The sequence below is a fragment of the Pseudonocardia parietis genome (assembly GCF_017876315.1).
In the GTDB taxonomy this organism is placed as follows: Bacteria; Actinomycetota; Actinomycetes; order Mycobacteriales; family Pseudonocardiaceae; genus Pseudonocardia; species Pseudonocardia parietis.
The window spans coordinates 6,646,975-6,668,184 of record NZ_JAGINU010000001.1; the positions used below are offsets into that span (position 1 = coordinate 6,646,975).

19 protein-coding genes are annotated in these 21,210 nt (G+C 72.7%); 7 read left to right on the forward strand and 12 right to left on the reverse strand.

Going from position 1 to position 21,210, the window contains the following annotated elements:
• Positions 1-126: 126 nt before the first annotated feature.
• The 4 genes from hutI to hutU are packed head-to-tail and all read right to left on the reverse strand — an operon-like array spanning position 127 to position 5,568.
• Positions 127-1,326: an imidazolonepropionase gene (gene hutI, locus JOF36_RS31335; protein WP_210034077.1), complete on the reverse strand. Its 1,200-nt coding sequence runs from the start codon at positions 1,324-1,326 to the stop codon at positions 127-129.
• A complete protein-coding gene (locus JOF36_RS31340) occupies positions 1,323-2,687 on the reverse strand; it encodes a formimidoylglutamate deiminase (protein ID WP_210034078.1) in 1,365 nt (454 codons plus the stop codon). The genes hutI and JOF36_RS31340 overlap by 4 nt, the downstream gene beginning before the upstream one ends.
• Entirely contained in the window at positions 2,684-3,904 is a 1,221-nt protein-coding gene (locus tag JOF36_RS31345; protein ID WP_210034079.1) for an allantoate amidohydrolase, read from the reverse strand. The genes JOF36_RS31340 and JOF36_RS31345 overlap by 4 nt, the downstream gene beginning before the upstream one ends.
• On the reverse strand, positions 3,901-5,568 hold the full coding sequence (gene hutU, locus JOF36_RS31350) for a urocanate hydratase (protein ID WP_210034082.1): 1,668 nt from the start codon (positions 5,566-5,568) through the stop codon (positions 3,901-3,903). Before hutU ends, JOF36_RS31345 begins: the two co-directional genes overlap by 4 nt.
• A gap of 114 nt (positions 5,569-5,682) precedes the next feature.
• On the opposite strand from hutU, the gene JOF36_RS41120 reads away from it, so the two are divergent.
• Positions 5,683-6,474 carry an IclR family transcriptional regulator gene (locus JOF36_RS41120; RefSeq protein WP_210034083.1) on the forward strand — a complete coding sequence of 264 codons (792 nt, stop codon included), beginning with the start codon at positions 5,683-5,685 and terminating at the stop codon, positions 6,472-6,474.
• A 7-nt stretch (positions 6,475-6,481) separates the two neighbouring features.
• Here the strand turns inward: JOF36_RS41120 and JOF36_RS31360 are convergent, their stop codons facing one another.
• The 3 genes from JOF36_RS31360 to JOF36_RS31370 all read right to left on the reverse strand — a co-directional run bounded on the left by JOF36_RS31360 (position 6,482) and on the right by JOF36_RS31370 (position 10,177).
• The gene (locus JOF36_RS31360; protein ID WP_210034084.1) at positions 6,482-7,006 is read right to left on the reverse strand and encodes a DUF421 domain-containing protein; all 525 of its coding nucleotides are present in this window, start codon (positions 7,004-7,006) and stop codon (positions 6,482-6,484) included.
• 56 nt (positions 7,007-7,062) lie between these two features.
• A complete protein-coding gene (locus tag JOF36_RS31365; protein WP_210034085.1) occupies positions 7,063-8,115 on the reverse strand; it encodes a YdcF family protein in 1,053 nt (350 codons plus the stop codon).
• A 139-nt stretch (positions 8,116-8,254) separates the two neighbouring features.
• Positions 8,255-10,177 carry a vWA domain-containing protein gene (locus JOF36_RS31370; protein ID WP_210034086.1) on the reverse strand — a complete coding sequence of 641 codons (1,923 nt, stop codon included), beginning with the start codon at positions 10,175-10,177 and terminating at the stop codon, positions 8,255-8,257.
• 222 nt (positions 10,178-10,399) lie between these two features.
• Here JOF36_RS31370 and JOF36_RS41485 point away from each other — a divergent pair, with 222 nt between their 5' ends.
• Positions 10,400-10,603, forward strand: coding sequence for a hypothetical protein (locus JOF36_RS41485; RefSeq protein WP_210034087.1), 204 nt, complete (start codon positions 10,400-10,402; stop codon positions 10,601-10,603).
• Here JOF36_RS41485 and JOF36_RS31380 read toward each other — a convergent pair.
• The 5 genes from JOF36_RS31380 to JOF36_RS31400 form a co-directional block, all read right to left on the reverse strand.
• The gene (locus JOF36_RS31380) at positions 10,564-11,049 is read right to left on the reverse strand and encodes a MarR family winged helix-turn-helix transcriptional regulator (RefSeq protein WP_210034089.1); all 486 of its coding nucleotides are present in this window, start codon (positions 11,047-11,049) and stop codon (positions 10,564-10,566) included. The genes JOF36_RS41485 and JOF36_RS31380 overlap by 40 nt on opposite strands.
• Positions 11,046-12,611 (reverse strand): acyl-CoA synthetase, encoded by a 1,566-nt coding sequence (locus JOF36_RS31385; protein WP_210034091.1) that lies wholly within the window; start codon positions 12,609-12,611, stop codon positions 11,046-11,048. The genes JOF36_RS31380 and JOF36_RS31385 overlap by 4 nt, the downstream gene beginning before the upstream one ends.
• 4 nt (positions 12,612-12,615) lie before the next feature.
• A complete protein-coding gene (locus JOF36_RS31390; protein WP_210034092.1) occupies positions 12,616-13,476 on the reverse strand; it encodes a p-hydroxycinnamoyl CoA hydratase/lyase in 861 nt (286 codons plus the stop codon).
• Positions 13,477-13,502: 26 nt separating this feature from the next.
• Complete coding sequence (locus JOF36_RS31395; protein ID WP_210034094.1) at positions 13,503-14,957, reverse strand: benzaldehyde dehydrogenase; 1,455 nt, start codon at positions 14,955-14,957, stop codon at positions 13,503-13,505.
• A gap of 124 nt (positions 14,958-15,081) precedes the next feature.
• Positions 15,082-16,071, reverse strand: coding sequence for a PaaX family transcriptional regulator (locus tag JOF36_RS31400; protein ID WP_210034096.1), 990 nt, complete (start codon positions 16,069-16,071; stop codon positions 15,082-15,084).
• A gap of 217 nt (positions 16,072-16,288) precedes the next feature.
• Here JOF36_RS31400 and JOF36_RS31405 point away from each other — a divergent pair, with 217 nt between their 5' ends.
• Genes JOF36_RS31405 through JOF36_RS31425 form a run of 5 tightly spaced genes read left to right on the forward strand, consistent with a single transcriptional unit; the run spans position 16,289 to position 21,204 of the window.
• Entirely contained in the window at positions 16,289-17,170 is an 882-nt protein-coding gene (locus tag JOF36_RS31405; protein ID WP_245351049.1) for a transporter substrate-binding domain-containing protein, read from the forward strand.
• On the forward strand, positions 17,167-18,063 hold the full coding sequence (locus tag JOF36_RS31410; protein WP_210034102.1) for an amino acid ABC transporter permease: 897 nt from the start codon (positions 17,167-17,169) through the stop codon (positions 18,061-18,063). Before JOF36_RS31405 ends, JOF36_RS31410 begins: the two co-directional genes overlap by 4 nt.
• The gene (locus JOF36_RS31415) at positions 18,060-18,836 is read left to right on the forward strand and encodes an amino acid ABC transporter ATP-binding protein (RefSeq protein WP_210034103.1); all 777 of its coding nucleotides are present in this window, start codon (positions 18,060-18,062) and stop codon (positions 18,834-18,836) included. Before JOF36_RS31410 ends, JOF36_RS31415 begins: the two co-directional genes overlap by 4 nt.
• Entirely contained in the window at positions 18,833-19,969 is a 1,137-nt protein-coding gene (locus JOF36_RS31420) for a CapA family protein (protein ID WP_210034105.1), read from the forward strand. Before JOF36_RS31415 ends, JOF36_RS31420 begins: the two co-directional genes overlap by 4 nt.
• Positions 19,966-21,204 (forward strand): CaiB/BaiF CoA transferase family protein, encoded by a 1,239-nt coding sequence (locus tag JOF36_RS31425; protein WP_210034107.1) that lies wholly within the window; start codon positions 19,966-19,968, stop codon positions 21,202-21,204. Before JOF36_RS31420 ends, JOF36_RS31425 begins: the two co-directional genes overlap by 4 nt.
• The last annotated feature ends 6 nt before the right edge of the window (positions 21,205-21,210 follow it).

Here is a 21,210-nt window from a genome sequence, read left to right on the forward strand (position 1 = left end):
TCGGCACCGCTGCCACCGCCTTCGTCGTCGAGTTCTGTGGAAGGAACCGAGGAGCGAGCGAGGGCCGCACTCATGGCCCGCCGAACGACCGGCATCGACTCGAGCCGCCATGAAGATGAACGGCGTTCATGGGCCGGCGCACACCGGCCGTTGCCCGACGGCGTACCGGACCCCGGCGGCCACGACCTCACTGACCAGCGGCACCCCGGGCCGGTACGCGAGGTGCACGTACGACGGCGCCGCCAGCCGGACCAGGTCGGCGCGGAGGCCGGGCACCACGGCCCCGACATCGGTACGGCGTAACGCCGCCGCCCCGCCCGCGGTGACCGCGTGCAGCGCCTCGGCCGGGCTCAGTCCCATGTGCCGCACCGCGAGCGCGACGCAGAACCCGGTGCTCGTGGTGAACGAGCTGCCCGGGTTGCAGTCGGTGGCCAGCGCGACCGTCGCGCCGGCGTCGAGCAGCCGACGGCCGTCCGCCCAGGGGGTGCGGGTGCTGAACTCGACGCCGGGCAGCAGCGTCGCGACGGTCCGGCTCGCGGCGAGCGCCTCGACGTCGGCATCGGACAGGAAGGTGCAGTGGTCGACCGAGGCCGCGTCCAGCTCCACTGCGAGCCGGACGCCGTCGCCCTGTTCGAGCTGCCCGGCGTGCAGCCGCACCCCGAGCCCGCGGGCCGCGCCGGCTTCGAGCACGGCGCGGGACTCGTCGGCGTCGAACGCGCCGCGCTCGCAGAACACGTCCACCCAGCGCGCGTGCGGGGCACAGGCGTCGAGCATCGGGCCGCGGACCAGGTCGACGTAGTCGTCGCGGCGCTCGGCGTACTCGGCGGGGACGACGTGCGCGCCGAGGTAGGTGGTCTCGGGGGTGAACCGGCCGGCGATCTCCAGAGCGCGCCGCTCGTCGTCCACGGTCAGGCCGTAGCCGCTCTTGCACTCGAGGGTCGTGATCCCGGCGGCGAGCATCTCCTGCGTCAGACGCGCGACACCGGCGACGAGCCGGTCCTCACCGGCGGCACGGGTGGCCGCGACCGTGGTGCGGATGCCGCCCGCGGTGTAGGGCCGTCCGGACGCGCGGGCGGCGAACTCCGCGGAGCGTTCCCCGGCGAAGACCAGGTGGGCGTGGCTGTCCACGAAGCCGGGCACGGCGGCGTCGCCGTCCCAGGACACCCGGTGGTCGGCGGCGGGCGCGTGCGCGGCGGGACCGGCCCACACGATCGTCGCGCCGTCCACGACGACCGCCGCGTCGTGCAGCACGCCCAGCGGCGTGCCGTCCCCGGCGGCCGGGTCGTTGGTGACCAGCTCACCGATGTCGGTGTAGAGCACGGTCATGCGGCGCCTCCCTCCAGCAGGGTCGTCGTGATGGACGCGAGCCGGCGGGCCACGTCCGGGACCGTCACGTGCCGGCCCTCTCGCACGACCACCCGCCCGTCGACGACGACGTCGGTCACGTCCGCCGCGGTCGCGGCGAACACAGCGGTCTGCGCGGTCGGCCCGCCGCCCGCGGTGCGGACCGTCGCCAGGTCGATCGCGACCAGGTCGGCGCGCAGGCCGGGGGCGATCCGGCCCGCGTCGGGCCGGCCCAGCGCCCGGTGACCGTGCTCGGTGGCGCAGCGCAACAGGGTCGCCGCGTCGAGCACGCCGCGCTCTCGGCGGTGCAGCCGCTGGTCGAGCTCCACCGCGCGGGCCTCGGCGAGCAGGTCGATCACGGCGTGGCTGTCGGAGCCGAGCGAGAACGGGCCGGGCCCCGCGACGAGCTCCGGGGCCGGCCCGATGCCGTCCCCGAGGTCCCGTTCGGTGGTCGGGCAGAAGCACACGCCGGTGCCGGTGGAGCGCAGCGCGTCGACGTCGCCGGCCGTCAGGTGGGTGGCGTGCACGGCGGTGGTGCGCGGGCCGAGCGCCCCGGCGTCGTGCAGCAGTTCGACGGGGGTGCGGCCGTGCACCTCGCGGCAGCGCGCCACCTCGGCGACCTGCTCGGCGACGTGCACGTGCAGCGGGGCGTCGTGCGTGGCGGCCCACCCGGTGACCGCTCCGATCTGGTCCAGGGGCACCGCCCGGACCGAGTGCAGCGCCGCACCGATGAGCACTCTGTCCACATCAGACGCTCGTGCGGACAGCTCGTCCACACGGGCCGCCCACGCCGCACCGGAGCCGTCACCGAACCGCAGCTGTTCCGGGCGCAGCGGTGCGCCGTCCACATCAGATCCGAGGTAGCAGGTGTCGAGCAGGGTGAGCCGGATCCCCGCGGCGCGCGCCGCGTCGACGAGCGCGAGGCCCATCGCGTTCTGCTCGGCGTAACGGGCGCCGCCGCGGTCGTGGTGCAGGTAGTGGAACTCGCCGACGCACGTGACACCGGCGAGCGCCATCTCGGCGTAGACGGCGGTGGCCAGCTCCCGGTAGGTGTCCGGATCGAGGCGCTGCGCGGCGTCGTACATGAGGTCGCGCCAGGTCCAGAACGTGCCGCGCCCGGCCTGGGTGCGCGAGCGCAGCACCCGGTGGAAGGCGTGCGAGTGCGCGTTCGCCAGCCCGGGGACGACGAGGCCGCGCAGCGCGGGGACGTCCGCCGGTCGGGACGTGCCCGGTTCGACGCGGGTGAACCGGCCGTTCTCGACGGTGACCAGGACGTCGCTCTCGACGACCCCGGAGCCGGTCCAGGCGTGCTCGCACCACCACGCACCGGTAGCGGCCGTCACGGGGCGATCCGGTCGCGCATCACCGTGGCCAGCGCGTCGACCCCGGCCAGGCAGTCGTCGCGCTCGGCCCACTCCCGCGGCGAGTGCGAGACGCCGGTCGGGTTGCGCACGAACAGCATCGCGGTGGGCACGACACCCGCCAGCACCCCGGCGTCGTGCCCGGCGGCGGTCGGCAGGACCGGCACGTTGCCGCCGAGTGCATCGCGGATCCGCTCCCGCGGGCCCTCCGGAAAGTCGACGGCCGCCGACCGCGACTCGCCGACCACCTCGAGCCGGGTGCCCTCCGCGCCGGCGTGCCGGGCGGCGTCGGCGAGCAGGTCCCGGGTGAGCGCGTCGAGCTCCGGTGTGGACGGTGCACGGGCGTCGAGCACCGCACTCACCTCGGAGGCGATCGCGTTCGCTCCGTTCGGGGCCACCGCGATCTTGCCGAAGGTGGCGACGCCGCCGTGCTGCACGGCGCGGGCGCGGGCCGCGGCGACGGTCGCCGCGTAGGGCAGCATCGGGTCGTGCCGGTCGTCCATCCTGGTCGCGCCGGCGTGGTTGGCCTCGCCGCGGAAGGCGAGCCGCCAGCGGCCGTGCGGCCAGATCGACGACGCGACGGCGATCGGGACGCCGAGCCGGTCCAGCGCGCGGCCCTGCTCGACGTGCAGCTCGACGAAGACCCCGATCCGCTGCGGCAGTGTCGTGTCGCGGCCCAGCCCGGCCGGGTCGACCCCGGCGCCGGTGAGGACCTCGGCGAGGGTGCGCCCGTCGCCGTCACGCAGCGCGCGGGCCCGGTCCGGGTCCAGCGCCCCGGTGGACAGCTGCGACCCGACGCAGGCGACCCCGAACCGGGCGCCCTCCTCGTCGGCGAACGCCACGACCCCGACCGGGCTCCGCGGGCGGACCCCCTCGGCCCGCAGCGCGTCGATCGCCGCGAACGCCGACGCGACGCCCAGCGGCCCGTCGAAGGCACCGCCGTCGGGCACCGAGTCCAGGTGCGACCCGGTGACGAAGGCGCCGGTGGGGTCGCCGGTCCAGCCGTGCGGCAGCCACCAGGCCCAGAGGTTGCCGTTGCGGTCGCGCTCGACGTCCATCCCGCGGGCGGTGGCGCAGCCGGTGAACCACTCGCGCAGGGTCAGGTCGGCGTCGTCCCAGGCGTAGCGGCGGTAGCCGCCGGTGCCCGGGTCACGGCCGACGCCTGCCAGCTCGGTCCAGAGCGAGTCGAACGCGGTCACCAGCCCGGCTCCATCGGGATCCGGACGCCGCGCTCGCGGGCGACCTGCGCGGCGTGCGGGTAGCCGGCGTCGACGTGCCGCAGGACTCCCGTCGCCGGGTCGTTGATGAGCACCCGTTCCAGTTTGGCCGCGGCGAGCGCGGTGCCGTCGGCGACGCAGACCTGGCCGGCGTGCTGGGAACGGCCGATGCCGACCCCGCCGCCGTGGTGGATCGACACCCATGTGGCGCCGGACGCGGTGGTGACCAGGGCGTTGAGCAGCGGCCAGTCGGCGATCGCGTCGGATCCGTCGAGCATCGCCTCGGTCTCCCGGTACGGCGATGCCACCGACCCGGCGTCGAGGTGGTCGCGGCCGATCACGATCGGGGCGCTCACCTCGCCGGAGGCGACCATCTCGTTGAACCGCAGGCCCGCCCGGTGCCGCTCGCCGTAGCCGAGCCAGCAGATCCGCGCGGGCAGCCCCTCGAAGGCGATCCTCTCCCCGGCCATCGTGATCCAGCGCCGGAGGCTCTCGTCGGCGCCGAACAGCTCGAGGATCGCCCGGTCGGTGGCCGCGATGTCGGCCGGGTCGCCGGACAGCGCCACCCACCGGAACGGTCCGCGGCCCTCCTCGAACTGCGGGCGGATGTAGGCGGGGACGAAGCCGGGGAAGTCGAACGCGCGCTCGTAGCCGCCGTGGCGGGCCTCGTCGCGGATCGAGTTGCCGTAGTCGAACACCTCGGCGCCCCGGTCGGCGAACCCGACCATCGCCTCGACGTGCGCGGCCATCGACGCCCTGGCCCGCGCGGTGAAGGCCTCCGGATCCGCGGCAGCGGCGTCGGCCATCTCCTCGACGGCCGTGCCGACCGGCAGGTACGACAGCGGGTCGTGGGCCGAGGTCTGGTCGGTGACGACGTCGATCGGGGCGCCCCGGCGCAGCAGTTCCGGGACCACCTCGGCGGCGTTGCCGACGACGCCGATCGACAGCGCCCGGCGGGCGTCGCGGGCCTCGATCGCACGGTGCAGCGCGTCGTCGAGGTCGTCGGCGCGCACGTCGAGGTAGCGGTGCGCGATCCGGCGCTCGATCCGGGCCGGGTCGGCCTCGACGCAGAGCACGACACCGTCGTTCATCGTGACCGCGAGGGGCTGCGCCCCGCCCATGCCGCCCAGGCCTGCGGTCAGCGTGATCGTGCCCGCGAGGGATCCGCCGAAGCGCTTGCGGGCCACCGCGGCGAACGTCTCGTAGGTTCCCTGCAGGATGCCCTGGGTTCCGATGTAGATCCACGAGCCGGCCGTCATCTGGCCGTACATGGTGAGTCCGGCGGCCTCGAGGCGGCGGAACTCGGGCCAGTCGGCCCAGTCGGCGACGAGGTTGGAGTTGGCCAGCAGGACCCGCGGTGCCCACTCGTGGGTACGCAGGACGCCGACCGGTTTGCCGGACTGGATCAGCAGGGTCTCGTCGCCGGCGAGCTCGCGCAGGCAGTCGAGGATCGCGTCGAGCGCCGCGTGGCTGCGGGCGGCCCGCCCGGTGCCGCCGTAGACGACGAGGTCCTCGGGACGCTCCGCCACCTCGGGATCGAGGTTGTTCAGCAGCATCCGCAGCGCGGCCTCCTGCGGCCAGCCGCGGCAGCTGAGCGCGGTGCCGCGGGGGGCGCGCACCGCGGCGCGGGACGGTGACGGCGTCATGGCGGGCTCCTTCGTCGTCGCTGTGGGTCAGTGCACCGCGTCCGGGCCGTGCCGAGCCAGCACCTCGCTCCCTGAGTCGTCTGAGATCCGAGACTTCCGACTACGGTGAGGACCGTGACCAGCAGCAGCACCTCGCCCGCGGTGGGCCGGGCGCTGGACGTCCTGCTGTACCTGGCCGCCCGGCCCGGGCCGGTCCCCGGCGCGACCCTGGTCCGGGAGCTCGGGATCCCGCGGTCGTCGGCGTACCACCTGCTGACGGTGCTCACCGAGCGCGGCTTCGTCGTCCACTACCCGGACCAGCAGCGTTACGGCCTCGGCGTCAGCGCGTTCGAGGTCGGCAGCGCCTACCTGCGGCACGGCTCGCTGGAGCTCCTCGGCAGACCTGCCGCCCGCCGTCTCGCCGCCCGGACCGGCGAGATCGCGCACCTCGGCATCCTGCACGGGGCGGACACGCTCTACCTGGTGAAGGAGCGTCCCGCCCGGCAGCCGATGCCGGTCACCCTGGTGACCGAGGTCGGCGTCCGGCTGCCCGCCTCGCTGACCGCGAACGGGCGGTCGATCCTCGCCCACCTGGGCGCGCCCCAGCTGCGGGCGCTGTTCGGGCACTCGTCGTCGCTGGTCACCCGTACCGCGCACGGCCCGGCCTCGCTGCGGGCGCTGCGGACCGTGCTGGCCGCCGAGCTGGCGCAGGGCTACGCCCGGGAGGACGAGATGATCACCGATGGCATGCAGTCGGTCGGGGCGTGCGCCTTCGACCACACCGGGACGCCGGTCGCCGCCTTCAGCGTGACCCGCCGGATCGACCGCGCGAGCACCCCGGTCGCCCGGATCGCCGACGCCGTCCGGGACGCTGCCCGGCGGTTGACGGGGGCGATGTCGGGTACGGCTCCGGCGGGATGGTTCTGAGCAGGGCCTACAGCGTCACGTCCGGGCGGCCCGGCTCGTCCGGCTCGCCGTGGTCGCGGCGGACGATGCTGATCAACCCGTTCGGCTCGATGTACGCGCGTTCCACCTCGGCGGGGTCGTCGACACCGTGCAGCCGCAGCTGCGACTGCACCTCCTCGCGGGTCATCAGCTCCCGCCGCAGGACCTGCAGGTTGTACTCGCCGTTGCGGATCAGCAGCCGCGGCTCGGACTTGATCAGCCGTCCGATCCGGGGCCAGCGGTAGGCCAGCGCGTCGAACACGACGCTCCAGAACAGGATCGTGCCGACGAGGACCGCGCCATCGGTCACCGAACTCGCCTGGCCGTGCAACCCCACCGCCGCCGCCTGCGCGACGAGCACGACCAGCAGCACGTCGGTGATCCCGAGACCGCCCGCCTCCCGCCTGCCGATCACGCGCATCATGGCGAGCAGGGCGATGTAGGTCGCGCTGCCGCGGACGAAGATCTCCAGCAACGGGATGCTCAGCGCGAAGAGCGAGTGCAGTGTCGACATGAGGACGGGGTACCCGCTATCGGCGACCTTCGCCGGAACCCACCGGACACTCGATCTCAGGCCACCAGCAGGACGACGGCGGGTACCGGCAGCGACACCAGGAGCAGCAGGACCGCCACCAGGACGCGGTGCTCGCGCAGGATGGCGACGAACTCCCGGAGCACGGCGCTCGGCCAGTAGTACCCGGCCGTCGGAGCACCGACGGCCTGGGCGTCGACGCCGAGCCTGCGGGCGAGCACGGCCGCGCGGAACGCGTGGTAGTTGCTGGTGACGATCAGTCCGGCTCCGGCGCTCTCGGGAAGACACCCGGAGCCTCGCTCGGCCTGCACCAGTGCGTCGCTGAACCGCAGGTTCTGCTCCGTGGTGCGCGATTCGGTCTCCGCCCGCAGCGCGGCGGGGTCGGCGCCGTGCGCGACGGCCCACCGGCTCATCGCCTCGCCCTCCGCGAGCTGCTCGTCGGTCCCCTTGCCGCCGGACAGGACCAGCAACCGCGCGCCGCGGCGGGCGAACTCGGCCATCCCGACCGTGATCCTGGAGGCCAGTAGCGGCGGGACCGCGCTTCCGTGCAGACCGGAACCGAGCACCACCACCCAGTCGGCCGGACGGTCCCGCACCAGCCACTGGTACAGCCGCGCGTAGAGCAGGAACGCGACGAACTGGAAGGCGAGGAAGAAGGCCGCCAGCGCGCACAGCAACCACAGCGCCCGCAGCCACACCGAGTCGGCCAGCAGCACCGGGACGGCCGCCGCCAGCAGTACGACGACGAGGATCCCGCCGAGCAGGGACAGCGAGTTCCCCGGGCTCGCCCGTTCACGGCGCAGCATGACGACCCCGTTGAGGAGCAGGAACCCGGCGAAGACGAGTGCGATCAGCGGTGAGGCCAGCATCAGGACGAGTCCGGTCGCCACCACCGGATTGCCGCCGACGAACCCCAGCGTCGCCGCGGCGTTGCCGACGAGCAGCGCCGCGGCGAGCAGCCAGTAGGCGTTGCTGAGCCGTCGCGGATCCCGGCGGATGCGGCGCCGGACGAACAGGCAGCCGCCGACCGCGAGGAGCAGGGACACGACCGGTACCGCGAGGGAGACCAGCACGAGCGCGATGTCGAACATGATCGTCTCATCGTGCCCCTCCCCCGCCCCGCCGCGAGCCCGCCCCGCACACCGCCACCCACTCGTGCGGCCGCCCGGCCGAATGTCACGTGGATGCGGTGACCACGACACTCACGTGACATTCGGCGCCGGTGGAGGGTCAGCCGCGTCGGCGTCGCCGTAGGACGAGCGCCCCGCCGGTCCCTACGGCGAGCAGGACGAGGCCCGCCACGACGACCGGTGTGCCGGGGAACCCGGGGCCCGCGTCGTCCGAATCGACCCCCGCCGGGGGCCCGCCCTCCGCCACCGCGGCGGACTCGAACGGGGTGGCCCCGGCAGTGGTGGCGTAGACCGGCCCGGGCTCGGTGGCACCGCTGACGGTGAGATCGATCCGGACCGGGATCGGGGCGGCGGTCCGGCTGTCCTCCTCGTGCGGCGGGGACACCTGGACGCCGATGTAGTACCAGCCCGGCAGGCTCTGCGATCTGGCCGCGAGGACGTCGGCGTCACGGTTGAGATAGCGCACCGGGACGGTCGTGAGCGCGGGGTCGTGGGTGGGCAGGACCACGTTCCGGCCGGAGTAGGGGAAGGTGGCGTCGTCGATCTCCTCCCGGGTGGGCGCGTACAACGTCGTGTGCACGGGAGAGAGGTTGGCCAGCCCGCGGCCGGGGGTCTCGGCGAACCGCACCCGGTAGGCCAGCGACCGTCCCCAGTCCAGTCGCACCCGGTAGAAGACGAACTCGCCGCGCTGGAGGGTGTCGGTGTAGCTCCCGGAGCCGTCGAGAACTCCCGCGGTGGCGAAGGACCCGCCGCCGGCCGCCGGCACGGGCGCGGCGTCGGTCCCGGCGAGCGTGGGAGCCGGCAGTACCGCGACCGGGCCGGGCTCGGTGACCGGCTGCTCGACACCGACCAGCAGTTCCACCGGCAGCCGGGCCGGGACGCCCTCCGACACCCGGTTCCAGACCAGGCCGAAGACGTAGCGGCCGGGCCCCTTGCACCGATCCGCTCCTCCGCCGGTCCGCTCCTCCGCCGCCCCGGTCCAGGTGGTCGACACCGTCAGCGTCGCTCCGTCGCTGGACCGCGACTGCTGCGCGGCCTCGAACTCGTTGCAGTCCTCGCCCGCCTCGCCGTAGGTGCGCAGGTTCAGCGCGTTGAAGTCGTCGAGGACCCCGACGCCGGGGACGCGCGGGTAGGTGACCGTGGCGGTGAAGTACGCGGTGGCCCCGGCCGGCACGTCGACGGAGTAGTAGCGGGTCTCCTTCTGCCCGATCGTGTCCAGGTGCTGGCCCGGGGCCGCGACCGGGGCGGCCTCGACGGTGGGACCGCCGGTGATCGGGGTCCCGGTCGGCTCGTAGTTGCGCAGCGCCGTGGCCGTGATCCGTGGCAGGACCTGGGAGAGTGCCTCCCCGTCGAGGGCGTCGGTGTAGGTGCCGCCGGTCGTCTGGGCGACGCAGCTGAGCTGGGCTCGAGCCGTGTCATCGACGCCGAACCCGACGGCGTGCACGACCAGGTCGAGTCCCTGGCCGGCCAGCTCACGCACGACCTCGCAGGGCTCCGGCGGGGCGCAGGTGTCCTCGCCGTCGGAGACGAGCACGATCGACCTCGGGCCCTCCTGCGGCAGTTCCTCGGCCGCGACCTGCAGGGACCGCCCGATCGGGGTGTAGCCGCGCGGGGTCACCGAGTCGACCGCGCCGGTGATCGCGGCCCGGTCGAGAGCGGACGGCGGCTGCAGGACGGTGACGTCCTCGCAGCCCTGGGCACGCTCCGCCTCGGAGTTCCCGGTCGACGTGCCGTAGACCGCGAGACCGACCGGGGCGGCGTCGGGCGTGGCGTCGATCATCGTGCGCACGGCCTGCTGGGCGGCCTGCATCTTCGTGCCGCCCGACGGGTCGGGCCCGGTCATCGACCCCGACTCGTCCAGGACCACCATCGTCGGGGCGAACTCGGGCCCCGGGTCGGGGCTGCCCGGCGCCGGCGGCTCCTGAGCGCCGGCCACCGACACCGGCGCCATGCCCAGCACCGACACCAGGACGATGAGCAGGAGGGCACGCAGGCCCGCCCGCCTCGGTTCTCTCGAGTTCATGCGCGGACAACCGGCCTTCCTGTGCGAGGCGGTCGGACGCCCGCCCAGGCGGCCCTCTGCCCACGTGATCAGTCGCACCCACAAGATCACACCATCGGGTGAGAACCGTCTCCGCCCCCGTGAGGCTGTGCGCCGGAGACGACCTCCGCCGGGGACGCCGGCGCCGACCGATTACAAGGACGACGGCCAGCCGGAACAGGAATCCGCTACGTGGAGCCTGCCGTGATCCCGAGGACGCGTGCAGCGTTCTCCTTCAACACGAGAGGCCGCACCTCGTCCCTGATCTCCAGCGCCGCGAAGTCCTCGATCCACCGGTCCGGAGCCGTGGCCGTCCTGCTCGACGTGGGTGTGCACGTCGATCGCGACGAGCCGGTCGAGGTCGAGCGTCACGACGTCCCCTTCTGCCGGTCGGCCAGCGCGGTGTAGCCGAGTTCCAGGCTCTGCCGGAACAGCGGATGCTGGACGTCCGGCACCGCGCCGAGCATCTCCTCCTCGATCGCCGCGACCAACGGGTCGCAGCGTTCGAGGAGGTCACGGCCGCCATCGGTCAGTGTCAGCAGCAGAACCCGGCGGTTGTCCGGGTCGCGTCGGCGGACGACGAAGCCGTGGTTCTCCAGCCAGCGCACCATCTCGTTCATCGTCTGCGGAGTGACGAACGAGCGCCGGGCGAGCTGGGCCGAGGACAGCTCGTCCCGCTCGCGCAGCGCGGTGAGCGCGGTGAACTGCAGGGTGGTGAGCCCGTGCGGGCGCAGCGCCTCGTCCATCCGTGCCCGGATCGCCAGTTCCAAGCGCTTGACGAGGTACAGCGTGAGAGGTCGGTCCGGCACCTCCGGATCCTCCCGCACCGCCCGTACGGGCGTCGTCGCCGTCATCCGAACCGCTCCCGCAGCGCCGCCTTCATCACCTTCCCCGACCCGGTCCGGGGCAGGTCGTCGACGAAGTCGACGTGCTTGGGCACCTTGTACCCGGCCAGGCGCGCACGCAGGTGGGTCCGGAGTTCGTCGGCGCTCGCCGTCCCACCGACCCGCAACACGACGACCGCGCGCGGTACCTCGCCCCACCTCGGGTCCGGGGCCGCGACGACCGCGCACAGCTCGACCGCCGGGTGCTCGTACAGTGCGGACTCGATCTCTGCGGGGTAGACGTTCTCCCCACCCGAGACGATCATGTCCTTGATCCGGTCGACCACGGTGACGTAGCCGTCGCCGTCGACCGTCGCAACGTCGCCGGAGTGCATCCAGCCTCCGGCCAGCGCCTCGTCGGTGGCGTCCGGCCGGTTCCAGTACCCGATCATCACGTTCGGCCCCCGCACCAGGATCTCGCCCCGCTCCCCGGACGCGACCGGCTCCCCGGAGGGGGCCACGATCCGTACGTCGGTGAAGAACGAGGGCACGCCCGCGGTGCCCGCCTTCGTCCGCGCCGACGCCGGATCGAGGATCAGCACGCCGGGCGCGGTCTCGGTCATCCCATAGCCCTGCACGAAGGTCAGACCCCGCTCCAGCCACCGGTGTGTGGTCGCATCCGGTACCGGCGACCCGCCGCAGAGCAGGGTCCGGACGCTCGACAGATCGGTGTCCATCCACTCCGGACGGGCGGCGATCGCGTCGTACATGGCGGGAACGCCGAACAGCAGCGTGACCCGGTGCCTGGCGATCAGCTCCAGCGCCGTGCCCGGTTCGAACGACTCCATGAGCACGCAGGTGCCACCCTTGAGCAGGGTGGGCAGGCAGGTCATGCCCAGTGCCGCGGTGTGGAACAGCGGGGCGGCGACGAGTGCGACCTCGTCACCGGAGAGGTCCGACTCGACCAGCACGTTCACACAGTTCCAGGTGAGGTTGCCGTGCGAGAGCACCGCTCCCTTCGGCCGCCCGGTGGACCCGGAGGTGTACATGATCAGGCACGGGTCGTCGAGCCCGACCGGCTCGTCGACCGGCTCGGCCGGCATCTCCAGCAGGGCGTCGTACGTTCCGCCGATGACCAGCCGCGCGCGGAGCGGCCCGGCCGCAGCAGCGGGGGTGCGCGGCATGCCCGTGCCGTCACCGGGTGCCTGCGCCGCGGCGGTCTCGTCATGCGGCTCCGTGGCCGCGTCGACCAGTGATGCCGCAGCATCGCTGTGCACGAGGACCGCGACACCGGCGTCGTCGAGCACGAACGCCAGCTCCGGAGCCGCAAGCCGGGCGTTGACCGGCACGAACACCGCCCCGAGCGTCGCGGTGGCGAACAACGTCTCCACGTAGGCCGGATGGTTCGGACCGAGGTAACCGACCCGGTCCCCGCGCCGGACCCCGAGCCGGCGCAGTCCGGCGGCCAGCGCCGCGGTCCGCCGGGCCAGGTCGGCGTAGGTGTCGCGGCGGTCGCCGTGGAGCAGTGCGACCCGGCCCGGCGTCATCCGCGCCCGGCGCGCGGGCCAGGAGCCCAGCCCCTCGTCACGCATCGGGTTACTCGTCCGAGTACGCCGACAGACCCGGACGGTAGGTCTTGTCGTCCAGGAACTGGGTCATGCCCTTCTGCCGGCCGCGCTCGGCGTCGAGGAACTGGGACTGCTCGAGCTTGGCGTAGAGGTAGTCCTCGGCCTGCTCCCACGGCATCTCCTGGGCGAGCTTGTAGCCCACCTTCGCCGCGCGCATGACGACCGGGTTCATCGACGCGAGCTTGAGCGCCAGCTCGCGGGTCCGCTCACGCAGCCGCTCGGCGGGGACGGCCTCGTTGACCAGGCGCATCTCCGCGGCGCGCCGGCCGTCGAACGGCTCGCCGGTCATGATGAAGTACAACGCGTCGCGCTGGCTGACGGTCGCGGCGAGTGCCCGGCTGACGACGCCACCGGGCGGGATCCCCCAGTTGATCTCGGACAGCCCGTACTGCGCCGCTTCGTCGGAGATCGCCAGGTCGCAGGCGACCAGCGGGGTGAAGGCGCCACCGAAGCACCAGCCGTTGACCATGGCGACCGTCGGCTTGGACCAGTTGGCCAGGCGCTTCCACTGCCACTCGGCCGAGGCGCGGCGGACCCGGCTCTGCAGGGCGGGGTCGCCGGACTCGTCGACCTCGCGGAAGTACTCCTTGAGGTCCATGCCGGCGGAGAACGCGTCGCCGGCGCCGGTGAGGACCAGGGCCCGACACCGCGGGTCGGCCTCGAGCGCGTCCAGGGTGGCGACCATCTCGTCGTTGAGGGTCGGGTTCATCGCGTTGCGCTTGTCCGGGCGGTTGAGCGTGACCCAGGCGATGCCCTCGTCGAACTCGACGAGAACGGTGTTGCCCCAGGGGACCTCGGCGGTTTCGCGGGTGCTGATCGGAGCAGCCATGACAAGCGTCCTTTCGGTGGCAGGGCTCAGAACGGGTAGCGGGCGGACTCGGCGCGGACGGTGACCCACTGGGTCTCGGTGAAGGCCTCGAGGTTCGCTCGGGCCCCGCCGACCCGGCCGATACCGGAGGCACCGACACCGCCGAACGGGGCGGCGGGGTCGTCGTTGACGGTCTGGTCGTTGATGTGGACGAGTCCGGACGGGATGCGGTCGGCCAGCGCGAGTCCGGCGGCCGGGTCGGCGGTGATCACGCCGAGGGACAGCCCGTACTCGGTCTCGGCCGCCATGGCGGCCGCTTCGTCGAGGGTGTCGAACGGGCGCACGCACGCGACCGGGCCGAACACCTCCTCGGTGTAGGCGGGAACGCCGGGGTGGCAGTCGGCGAGCACGGTCGGCCGGAAGAACGGACCGTCGGCCGTCCCGCCCTGCAGGAGCCGGGCGCCCGCGGCGACACTGCGTTCGACGAGGTCCCGGACCTTGTCCAGCTGGCCGGCATCGATGATCGGGCCGAGCGCGACCTCGTCGGTGTAGGGGTCACCGACCGGGAGCTGCTCGGCCTTCTTGCTCAGCAGCTCGATGTAGCGCTCGTACAGCGAGCGGTGCACCAGATGACGGCCGGTGGCCATGCAGATCTGCCCCTGGTGCAGGAAGCTGCCGAACGCCCCGCAGGACGCGGCGGCCTCCAGGTCGGCGTCCGCGCAGACGATCAGCGCGCTGTTGCCGCCCAGCTCCAGGTGGGCGCGCTTGAGCAGCTCACCGGCCTTCGAGCCGATCACCCGACCGGCTCGGGTGGACCCGGTGAACGACAGCACCGGCACCTGCGGGTGCTCGACGAGCGCGGCGCCTGCCTCGGCGTCGCCGGGGAGAACCTGCAGCAGCCCGGCCGGGAGCCCTGCTTCCTCGAACACCCGCGCGATGACGACGCCGCCGCACACCGCGGTCCGCGGGTCCGGCTTCACGATCACCGCGTTTCCCAGGGCGAGCGCCGGCGCCACCGAGCGCATCGACAGCAGCAGCGGGAAGTTGAACGGTGAGATCACCGCGACGACGCCGGCCGGCACCCGGCGCTCCAGGCTGATCCGGTCCGCGGCGGGCAGCAGCTCCCCGTACGGGGCCGACGCCAGGCCGGCGGCCTGGGTGCACTCCCCCGCCGAACCGTCGATCTCGATCCCCGCCTTGAGCCGCACCGAGCCCGATTCGCGGACCAGCCAGTCGGCGATGTCATCGGAGTGCTCGGCGAACAGCGCGGCGGCACGGAGGAGGACCGCCGACCGCTCGGTGTGCGGGGTCGCCGCCCAGTCGCGTTGTGCTTCGGCAGCACGCTCGACGGCGGCGGCCACGTCGGCGGCACCGGCGACACCCACCGAGCCGAGTACGGCGCCGGTCGCCGGCTCCCGGACCTCCCTGACACCGACGCCGCCGGAACCCCACACCCCGGTGAAGACCCGGCCCTGCCACGTCGCGGGATCGAGAAACGCCACCCGAACCTCCTCGCTCCGTTCATCAGGTTTCCTGATGAATCTTCCGAGACACTGCGAGGGCCGGTGCATTCAATGCAAGTGTCAGTGGCCTGCGTCACTCGAATTTCGAAAGGAAGCCTGGCAATCAAGCAGGCGGTCGACCGCGGCGCATCTCGCTCAACCGGCGGGCCTGGACAGCCTGCTCGAACGGCGTGTCACCCCGGGCGCGCCGATCCCCGAGTTCGGCGTACAGCCGCGCGATGCGCGCACTGTCGTGATGCGAAGCGAGATCGGCGAGCTCCGGGTCGAACTCGGCGAGCACCTGCCGGAACCGGTGCTCCGCCAGCGGGCCGAGCCGGTCGTAGACCTCCAGGAAGAGTCGCTGAGCCTCAGCGCGAAGCCAACCCTCGGGGAGCATCTCGGCCGGAAGATCGGGGTCCCGCTCCGGGAACGACCGCCAGGCGACGCGCACCTCGGTACGGATCCGCAGGGCGTCGGCCGGACCGATGCGACCAGCGGCGAGCTCGTCGCGCAGCGGCTCGTAGGTTCGTACGAACTCGCGGTAGTCCGCCGCCAGTCCGTCGAGGTCGAACGCAGCGGCCGGGCCACCTCCGGCCGGCCCCCCGGGCACCTCGGTTGCGCGCAGCACGGTCGCCCGCCCGATGCCCAGTTCGGCGACCAGGTCGCGTGCCGGCTCCGCGAGGTCGCGCGGAGAGACCCACACTCCGTCGTAGAGCGCAGCCAGGCCGAGCACCCGCAACCTGGATCGCAGAGCGGTGCGCACCTCGCGCTCCTGCTCCGGCACCGAGAACACGACGACCGTCCAGTACCCGTCCCACTCCGGAACGGAGACACCGAAGGTCAGCATCCGGTGCGTGCGGTCGACGATGACATCGCTGGTGCGAGGCGGGATGCCGTAGGCCGTCGTTCGTCCCGTTCGAGAGGCGGTGAGCAGGCCCTTCGCGGCGAGCCGGCGCATCGCAGCTCGCGCGTTCTCCTGGCCGATCCCGAACTCCGCGAGAAGCCGCACCAGCGCCGCGGACGGGATGCACTCGTCGCGCCAGTACCAGTGGTCACCCAGCACGGAGGTCAGCAGGAGCTGGGGCTCGGCCCGCCCTCGTCCGCCATCCGACATCGACACCCCTCCCTCTGTCGTCAGCGTACGTGTCACCGGTTCTGGATCCGCCCGGGTGAAATCGGTGTTGTAATTGGCAACATCACATGCGACGCTCGTCGACATCATCGTCGGCAGTTGCCTGGGTGTGCTCCCGGCCCGACGACCACATGGCACGACCCAACGCAGGGAGAACCTCGCCATGCGCCATATCCCTCTTCACCGGACGCGCCGCTGGATGCTCGCTGCGCTCGCCGCATCGACCCTGCTGGTCTCCGGATGCGGGGCGACGACAGGGGACGCCTCCGACTCGGCCCCACCACCCGGCGCGAACCCCGCGCTGCACGCGGCCCTTCCGGACTCGATCAAGGAGGCCGGAGTCATCCGCTTCGCCGGTGACTCGCACCCGCCGTACCGCACGGTCGGCGCCGACGGCTCGATCACCGGCATCGACGCCGACTTCCAGGAAGCGCTGGGCCGTGTGCTCGGCGTTCGGATCGAGACGAGCGTGGTCGACAGCCTGCCCGCCGCTCTGCAGGGGATGCTCGCCGGCCGCTACGACGCCTTCAACGGGCCGGTCAAGGTCACCGCCGAGCGGGAACGTCAGTTCGACACGGTCACGTGGATGACCACCCGCACCTCGTACGTGGTGCCGGCGGGCGCACCGACCCCGATCGGTTCCACCGACGATCTGTGTGGCCGCCGGGTCGCCGTCATCACCGCCAGCGTGGTCGAGGAGCAGCTGCGGGGACTCTCCGCCTACTGCGAACGGACCGGTCGTGGCGCCGTCGAGTCGATCGGTCTGGCGGACACCAACGCCACCCTGCTCGCCGCCCAGGCCGGCCGGGCCGAGGCCGCCGGGATGACGCAGGCCGCCGCGATCGACGTCACCACCCAGCAGCAGGGTTCCTACACCTACGTCACACAGACCGAGGAGCAGGGCGCGACCGCCGACAAGCTCGCGCTCTTCGTGCCGAAGGACGGCGGACTCGGCCCGGCGATGCAGGATGCGTTCGAGGAACTGTTCCGCGACGGCACCTACCAGCAGATCATGCAGGAGTGGGGCCTCACCGACGTGACGGTGCCGGCCCCCGAGTACAACGCAGGCACCGCGCCGTGACCACGACCGCACCGAGCTCCCGCCCCAGCACACGCACCCACGACGTCGCCACGGCGCACGCCCGGTTCCGGCCGGGCCGATGGGTGGCCTCCGGGGTCCTGCTGCTGATCGCCGTCGAGCTCGTCGCGTTTCTCATCGGCAACGAGCGGTTCCAGTGGGACGTCGTCGCGGCCCACCTGTTCGCCCCCTCGGTTCTCCGAGGCCTCGGCACCACGCTGCTGCTCGCCGTCCTCGCCATGGTGATCGGCTCGGTGGTCGGCGGGGCGCTGGCCGCCGCGCAACTCTCCGAGTTCGGGCCCATCCGATGGGCGGCGACGATCTACGTCGGCGTCTTCCGCGGGATCCCGCCGCTGGTCCAGCTGATCTTCTGGTTCAACCTCGCCTACCTGGTGCCCGAGATATCGATCGGGGTTCCGTTCGGGGGGCCGGACCTGGTCAGCTGGGACGCCAACGATCTCATCACCCCGCTCACCGCGGGCGTGATCGGGCTGTCGCTGGTCCAGTCCGCCTACATGGCCGAGATCATCCGGGCCGGGATCCTCGGTGTGGACCAGGGGCAGCGCGAGGCCGCGTCGGCGATGGGGTTCACCGCAGGGCACACGTTCTTCCGGATCGTCCTGCCCCAGGCGATGCGAGTGATCATCCCACCGTCCGGCAGCCAGTTCATCACGGTCGTGAAGGGGACGGCCCTGGTGTCGGTGATCGCCATGAACGACCTCCTGCACTCGGTGCAGGTCATCTACAACCAGACCTACGAGATCGTCCCGATGCTCCTCGTCGCCTGCATCTGGTACCTGGCGGTCGTCACGCTGCTCACGATCGGCCAGCGCCGGCTCGAGCACCGCTTCGCCCGGGGCCACGTCCGCACCGTCGCGCCCGGAGGTGCCTCGTGAGCCCCGTCCTCGCCCTGCACGGTGTGACGAAGCGATTCGGTGACCACACCGCACTCGACGCGGTGGACCTGGACGTGACCGAGGGCGAGGTCGTCGTCGTGATCGGCCCGTCGGGCTCCGGAAAGTCGACACTGGTCCGCTGCGTTCACCAGCTCGAGCCGATCGACGGCGGCGGGATGTACCTCGACGGCGAACTCCTCGGCTACGAGGAGCATCGCGGCGGGGTACGTCCGCTCGCCCCGAAGGGTACCGCCGCACAGCGCCGCCGAATCAGCATGGTCTTCCAGCAGTTCAACCTGTTCCCCCACTTCAGCGCGCTGCGCAACGTCACCGAGGCGCCCCGGCGGGTGCACGGCCGCTCCGCCGCCGAGGCCGACCGGGACGCCGTCGCGCTGCTGGAACGGGTCGGCCTCGGTGATCGGCTGCACCACTACCCGCGCCAGCTCTCCGGCGGCCAGCAACAGCGGGTGGCGATCGCCCGCGCACTCGCCACCAGGCCCCGGATCCTGCTGTTCGACGAGCCGACGTCGGCTCTGGACCCGGAGCTCGTCGAGGAGGTTCTCGGCGTGCTGCGAACCCTCGCCGGGGATGGGCTGACCATGGTCGTGGTGACCCACGAGATGGCCTTCGCCCGCGAGGTCGCCGACCGCGTGATCTTCATGGAAGCCGGCCGGATCGTCGAGACCGGCCCGCCGTCGCAGGTATTCGGGAACCCGTCGAGCGAGCGGCTGCGTGCCTTCCTGTCCCGCCATTCCCGGGAGGTTTCTACATGATCACCGTCGCTGCGGTCGGGGACCTGATCCTCGACGAGCCGGACCCGGCGTCGTTCCTGGCACCGTCGACGCCGCTGCTGCGCGCCGCGGACCTGACGGTCGGGCACGTCGAGGTCCCCCACTCGACGACCACGGCGCAGGTCTCGACCGACGTCCCGGCACCGCCCGCGGACCCGGCCGCGCTGAACGCGCTGCGCGACGCCGGCGTCGACGTCGTCACCCTGGCCGGCAACCACATCTTCGACGCCGGCGAGATCGGGGTGACCGACACCGTCGCGCACGCCCACAAGGCAGGCCTGGTCCCGGCCGGAGCGGGCGCCGATCTCGCCGCGGCCAGGGCCGCGGCGATCGTCGAGCGCGGAGGTCTGCGGATCGGAGTCCTGTCGTACAACTGCGTCGGCCCACGGGAGTCCTGGGCGACCTCGCGCAAGGCCGGCTGCGCCTACGTGCACGTGCTCACCCACTACGAGCTCGACCACGCCAGTCCCGGCGGCCCACCGCGGATCTACACCTTCGCCGATCCGGAGTCGCTGGCGGCGATGGCCGATGACGTGGCCCGGCTGCGCGCCGACGTCGACGTGGTGCTGGTCGGACTGCACAAGGGCGTCGGGCACACCCCCGCCGCGGTGGCGATGTACGAGTCGCCGGTCGCGCGAGCCGCGATCGACGCCGGTGCCGACGCCGTGTTCGGCCATCACGCGCACATCATGCGCGGCATCGAGGTCTGGCGTGGGAAGCCGATCTTCCACGGGCTCGGCAACTTCGTGACCGTCACCCGGGCACTCACGCCGACCGAAGGCGGCGACAGCGCCGAGCGCGCAGCCTGGGCGGAGAAGCGCAAGGCGCTCTACGGCTTCGCCCCCGACCCGGACATGCCGTACTACCCGTTCCATCCGGAGAGCCGCGACACCGTCGTCGCCACCTGCCGGTTCGACCGCGACGGCCTCGTCGATGCCGGGATCGTGCCCTGCCGGATCGACGACGCCGGCCGTCCGGTTCCGCAGGGGCCCGACTCGCCCGTCGTCGACTACGTCCGCGACATCACCACCCGCGCCCGGCTCAACGGCCGGCTGGTCCGCCGCGGCGACGACTGGGTCGTCGCCGGGGCGGGCACGATCGAGGAGACCACGTGACCGACCAGCCGCTTGCCGGCCGCACCGTCATCGACCTGACCACCGCTCTGGCGGGCCCCTACGCGACACTGCTGCTCGCCGGGCTGGGCGCCACGGTGATCAAGGTGGAGAACCCCGTGACCGGCGGGGACACCTCCCGTAACAACGCGCCCTACCTGGGCCGGGACGGCCTGGCACTGGGCCGCAGGCACGACGACGACATGTCGGTGTCCATGCTGGTCCGCGGCCGCGGCAAGCTCAGCGTCACGCTCAACCTCAAGGACCCGCGATCGAAGACCGTGTTCACCGATCTCGTGCGCAGTGCGGATGTGCTCGTGGAGAACTACTCACCGGGAGTCACCAGCCGGTTGGGTATCGACTACGCCGCGGTGCGGGAGATCAACCCGAAACTGGTCTACACCTCGATCAGCGGATTCGGTGCGCAGGGCGGACCGGGTTCGGGCAAGGCGATGGACTCGATCATCCAGGCCCTGTCCGGGGTGATGATGACCGCCGGCGAGCCGGGGGGTGACCCGGTCCGGTTCGGACTGCCGGTCGGCGACCTCCTGGCGCCGCTGTACGCGGTCGTCGGGACCGTGTCAGCGCTGCTGCAGGCGGAGAGTTCCGGGCAGGGCCAGCACGTCGACGTCTCCATGCTGGGGGCGCTGACCTCGTTGGTCGCCTGCGAACCGTTCGATGCCTACGACGCCGTCGGGCTGGAGCAGCGCACCGGCGCGATGGTGCCCCGGCTCGCCCCGTTCGGGATCATGGAGGCCGCGGACGGGCACATCGCACTCTGTGCGCCCACCGACGCGTTCGCCCGCGGGGTGCTGCGCGCGATGGGCCGCGACGACCTCGTCGACGACGACCGCTACCGCACCCGTGACCAGCGCGTCGAGCGCGCGGACGAGCTGCACGCGCTGATCGGCGACTGGTGCCGGGAGCTTCCCCGAGACGAGATCATCGACCGGCTCTCCGCCGAGGGCGTCCCGGCAGCAGAGGTCCGCGACCCGCGGGAGGCGGTGCGTGACCCGCTGGTGCGCGACCGCCGCGAGGTCGTCCCGCTGACCCACCCGCGGCACGGGGCGACCGCCGACCTCTCCGCAACCGGGATACCGATCGTCTTCTCCGGCGCCGACGTCGGCCTGGACGAGCCCGCGCCCACGCTCGGTGAGCACAACGACCGCGTCTACCGCGACCTGCTCGGCTACCGCGACGACGAGATCGCCGAACTCGCCGCCGACGCCGTCATCTGACCGACT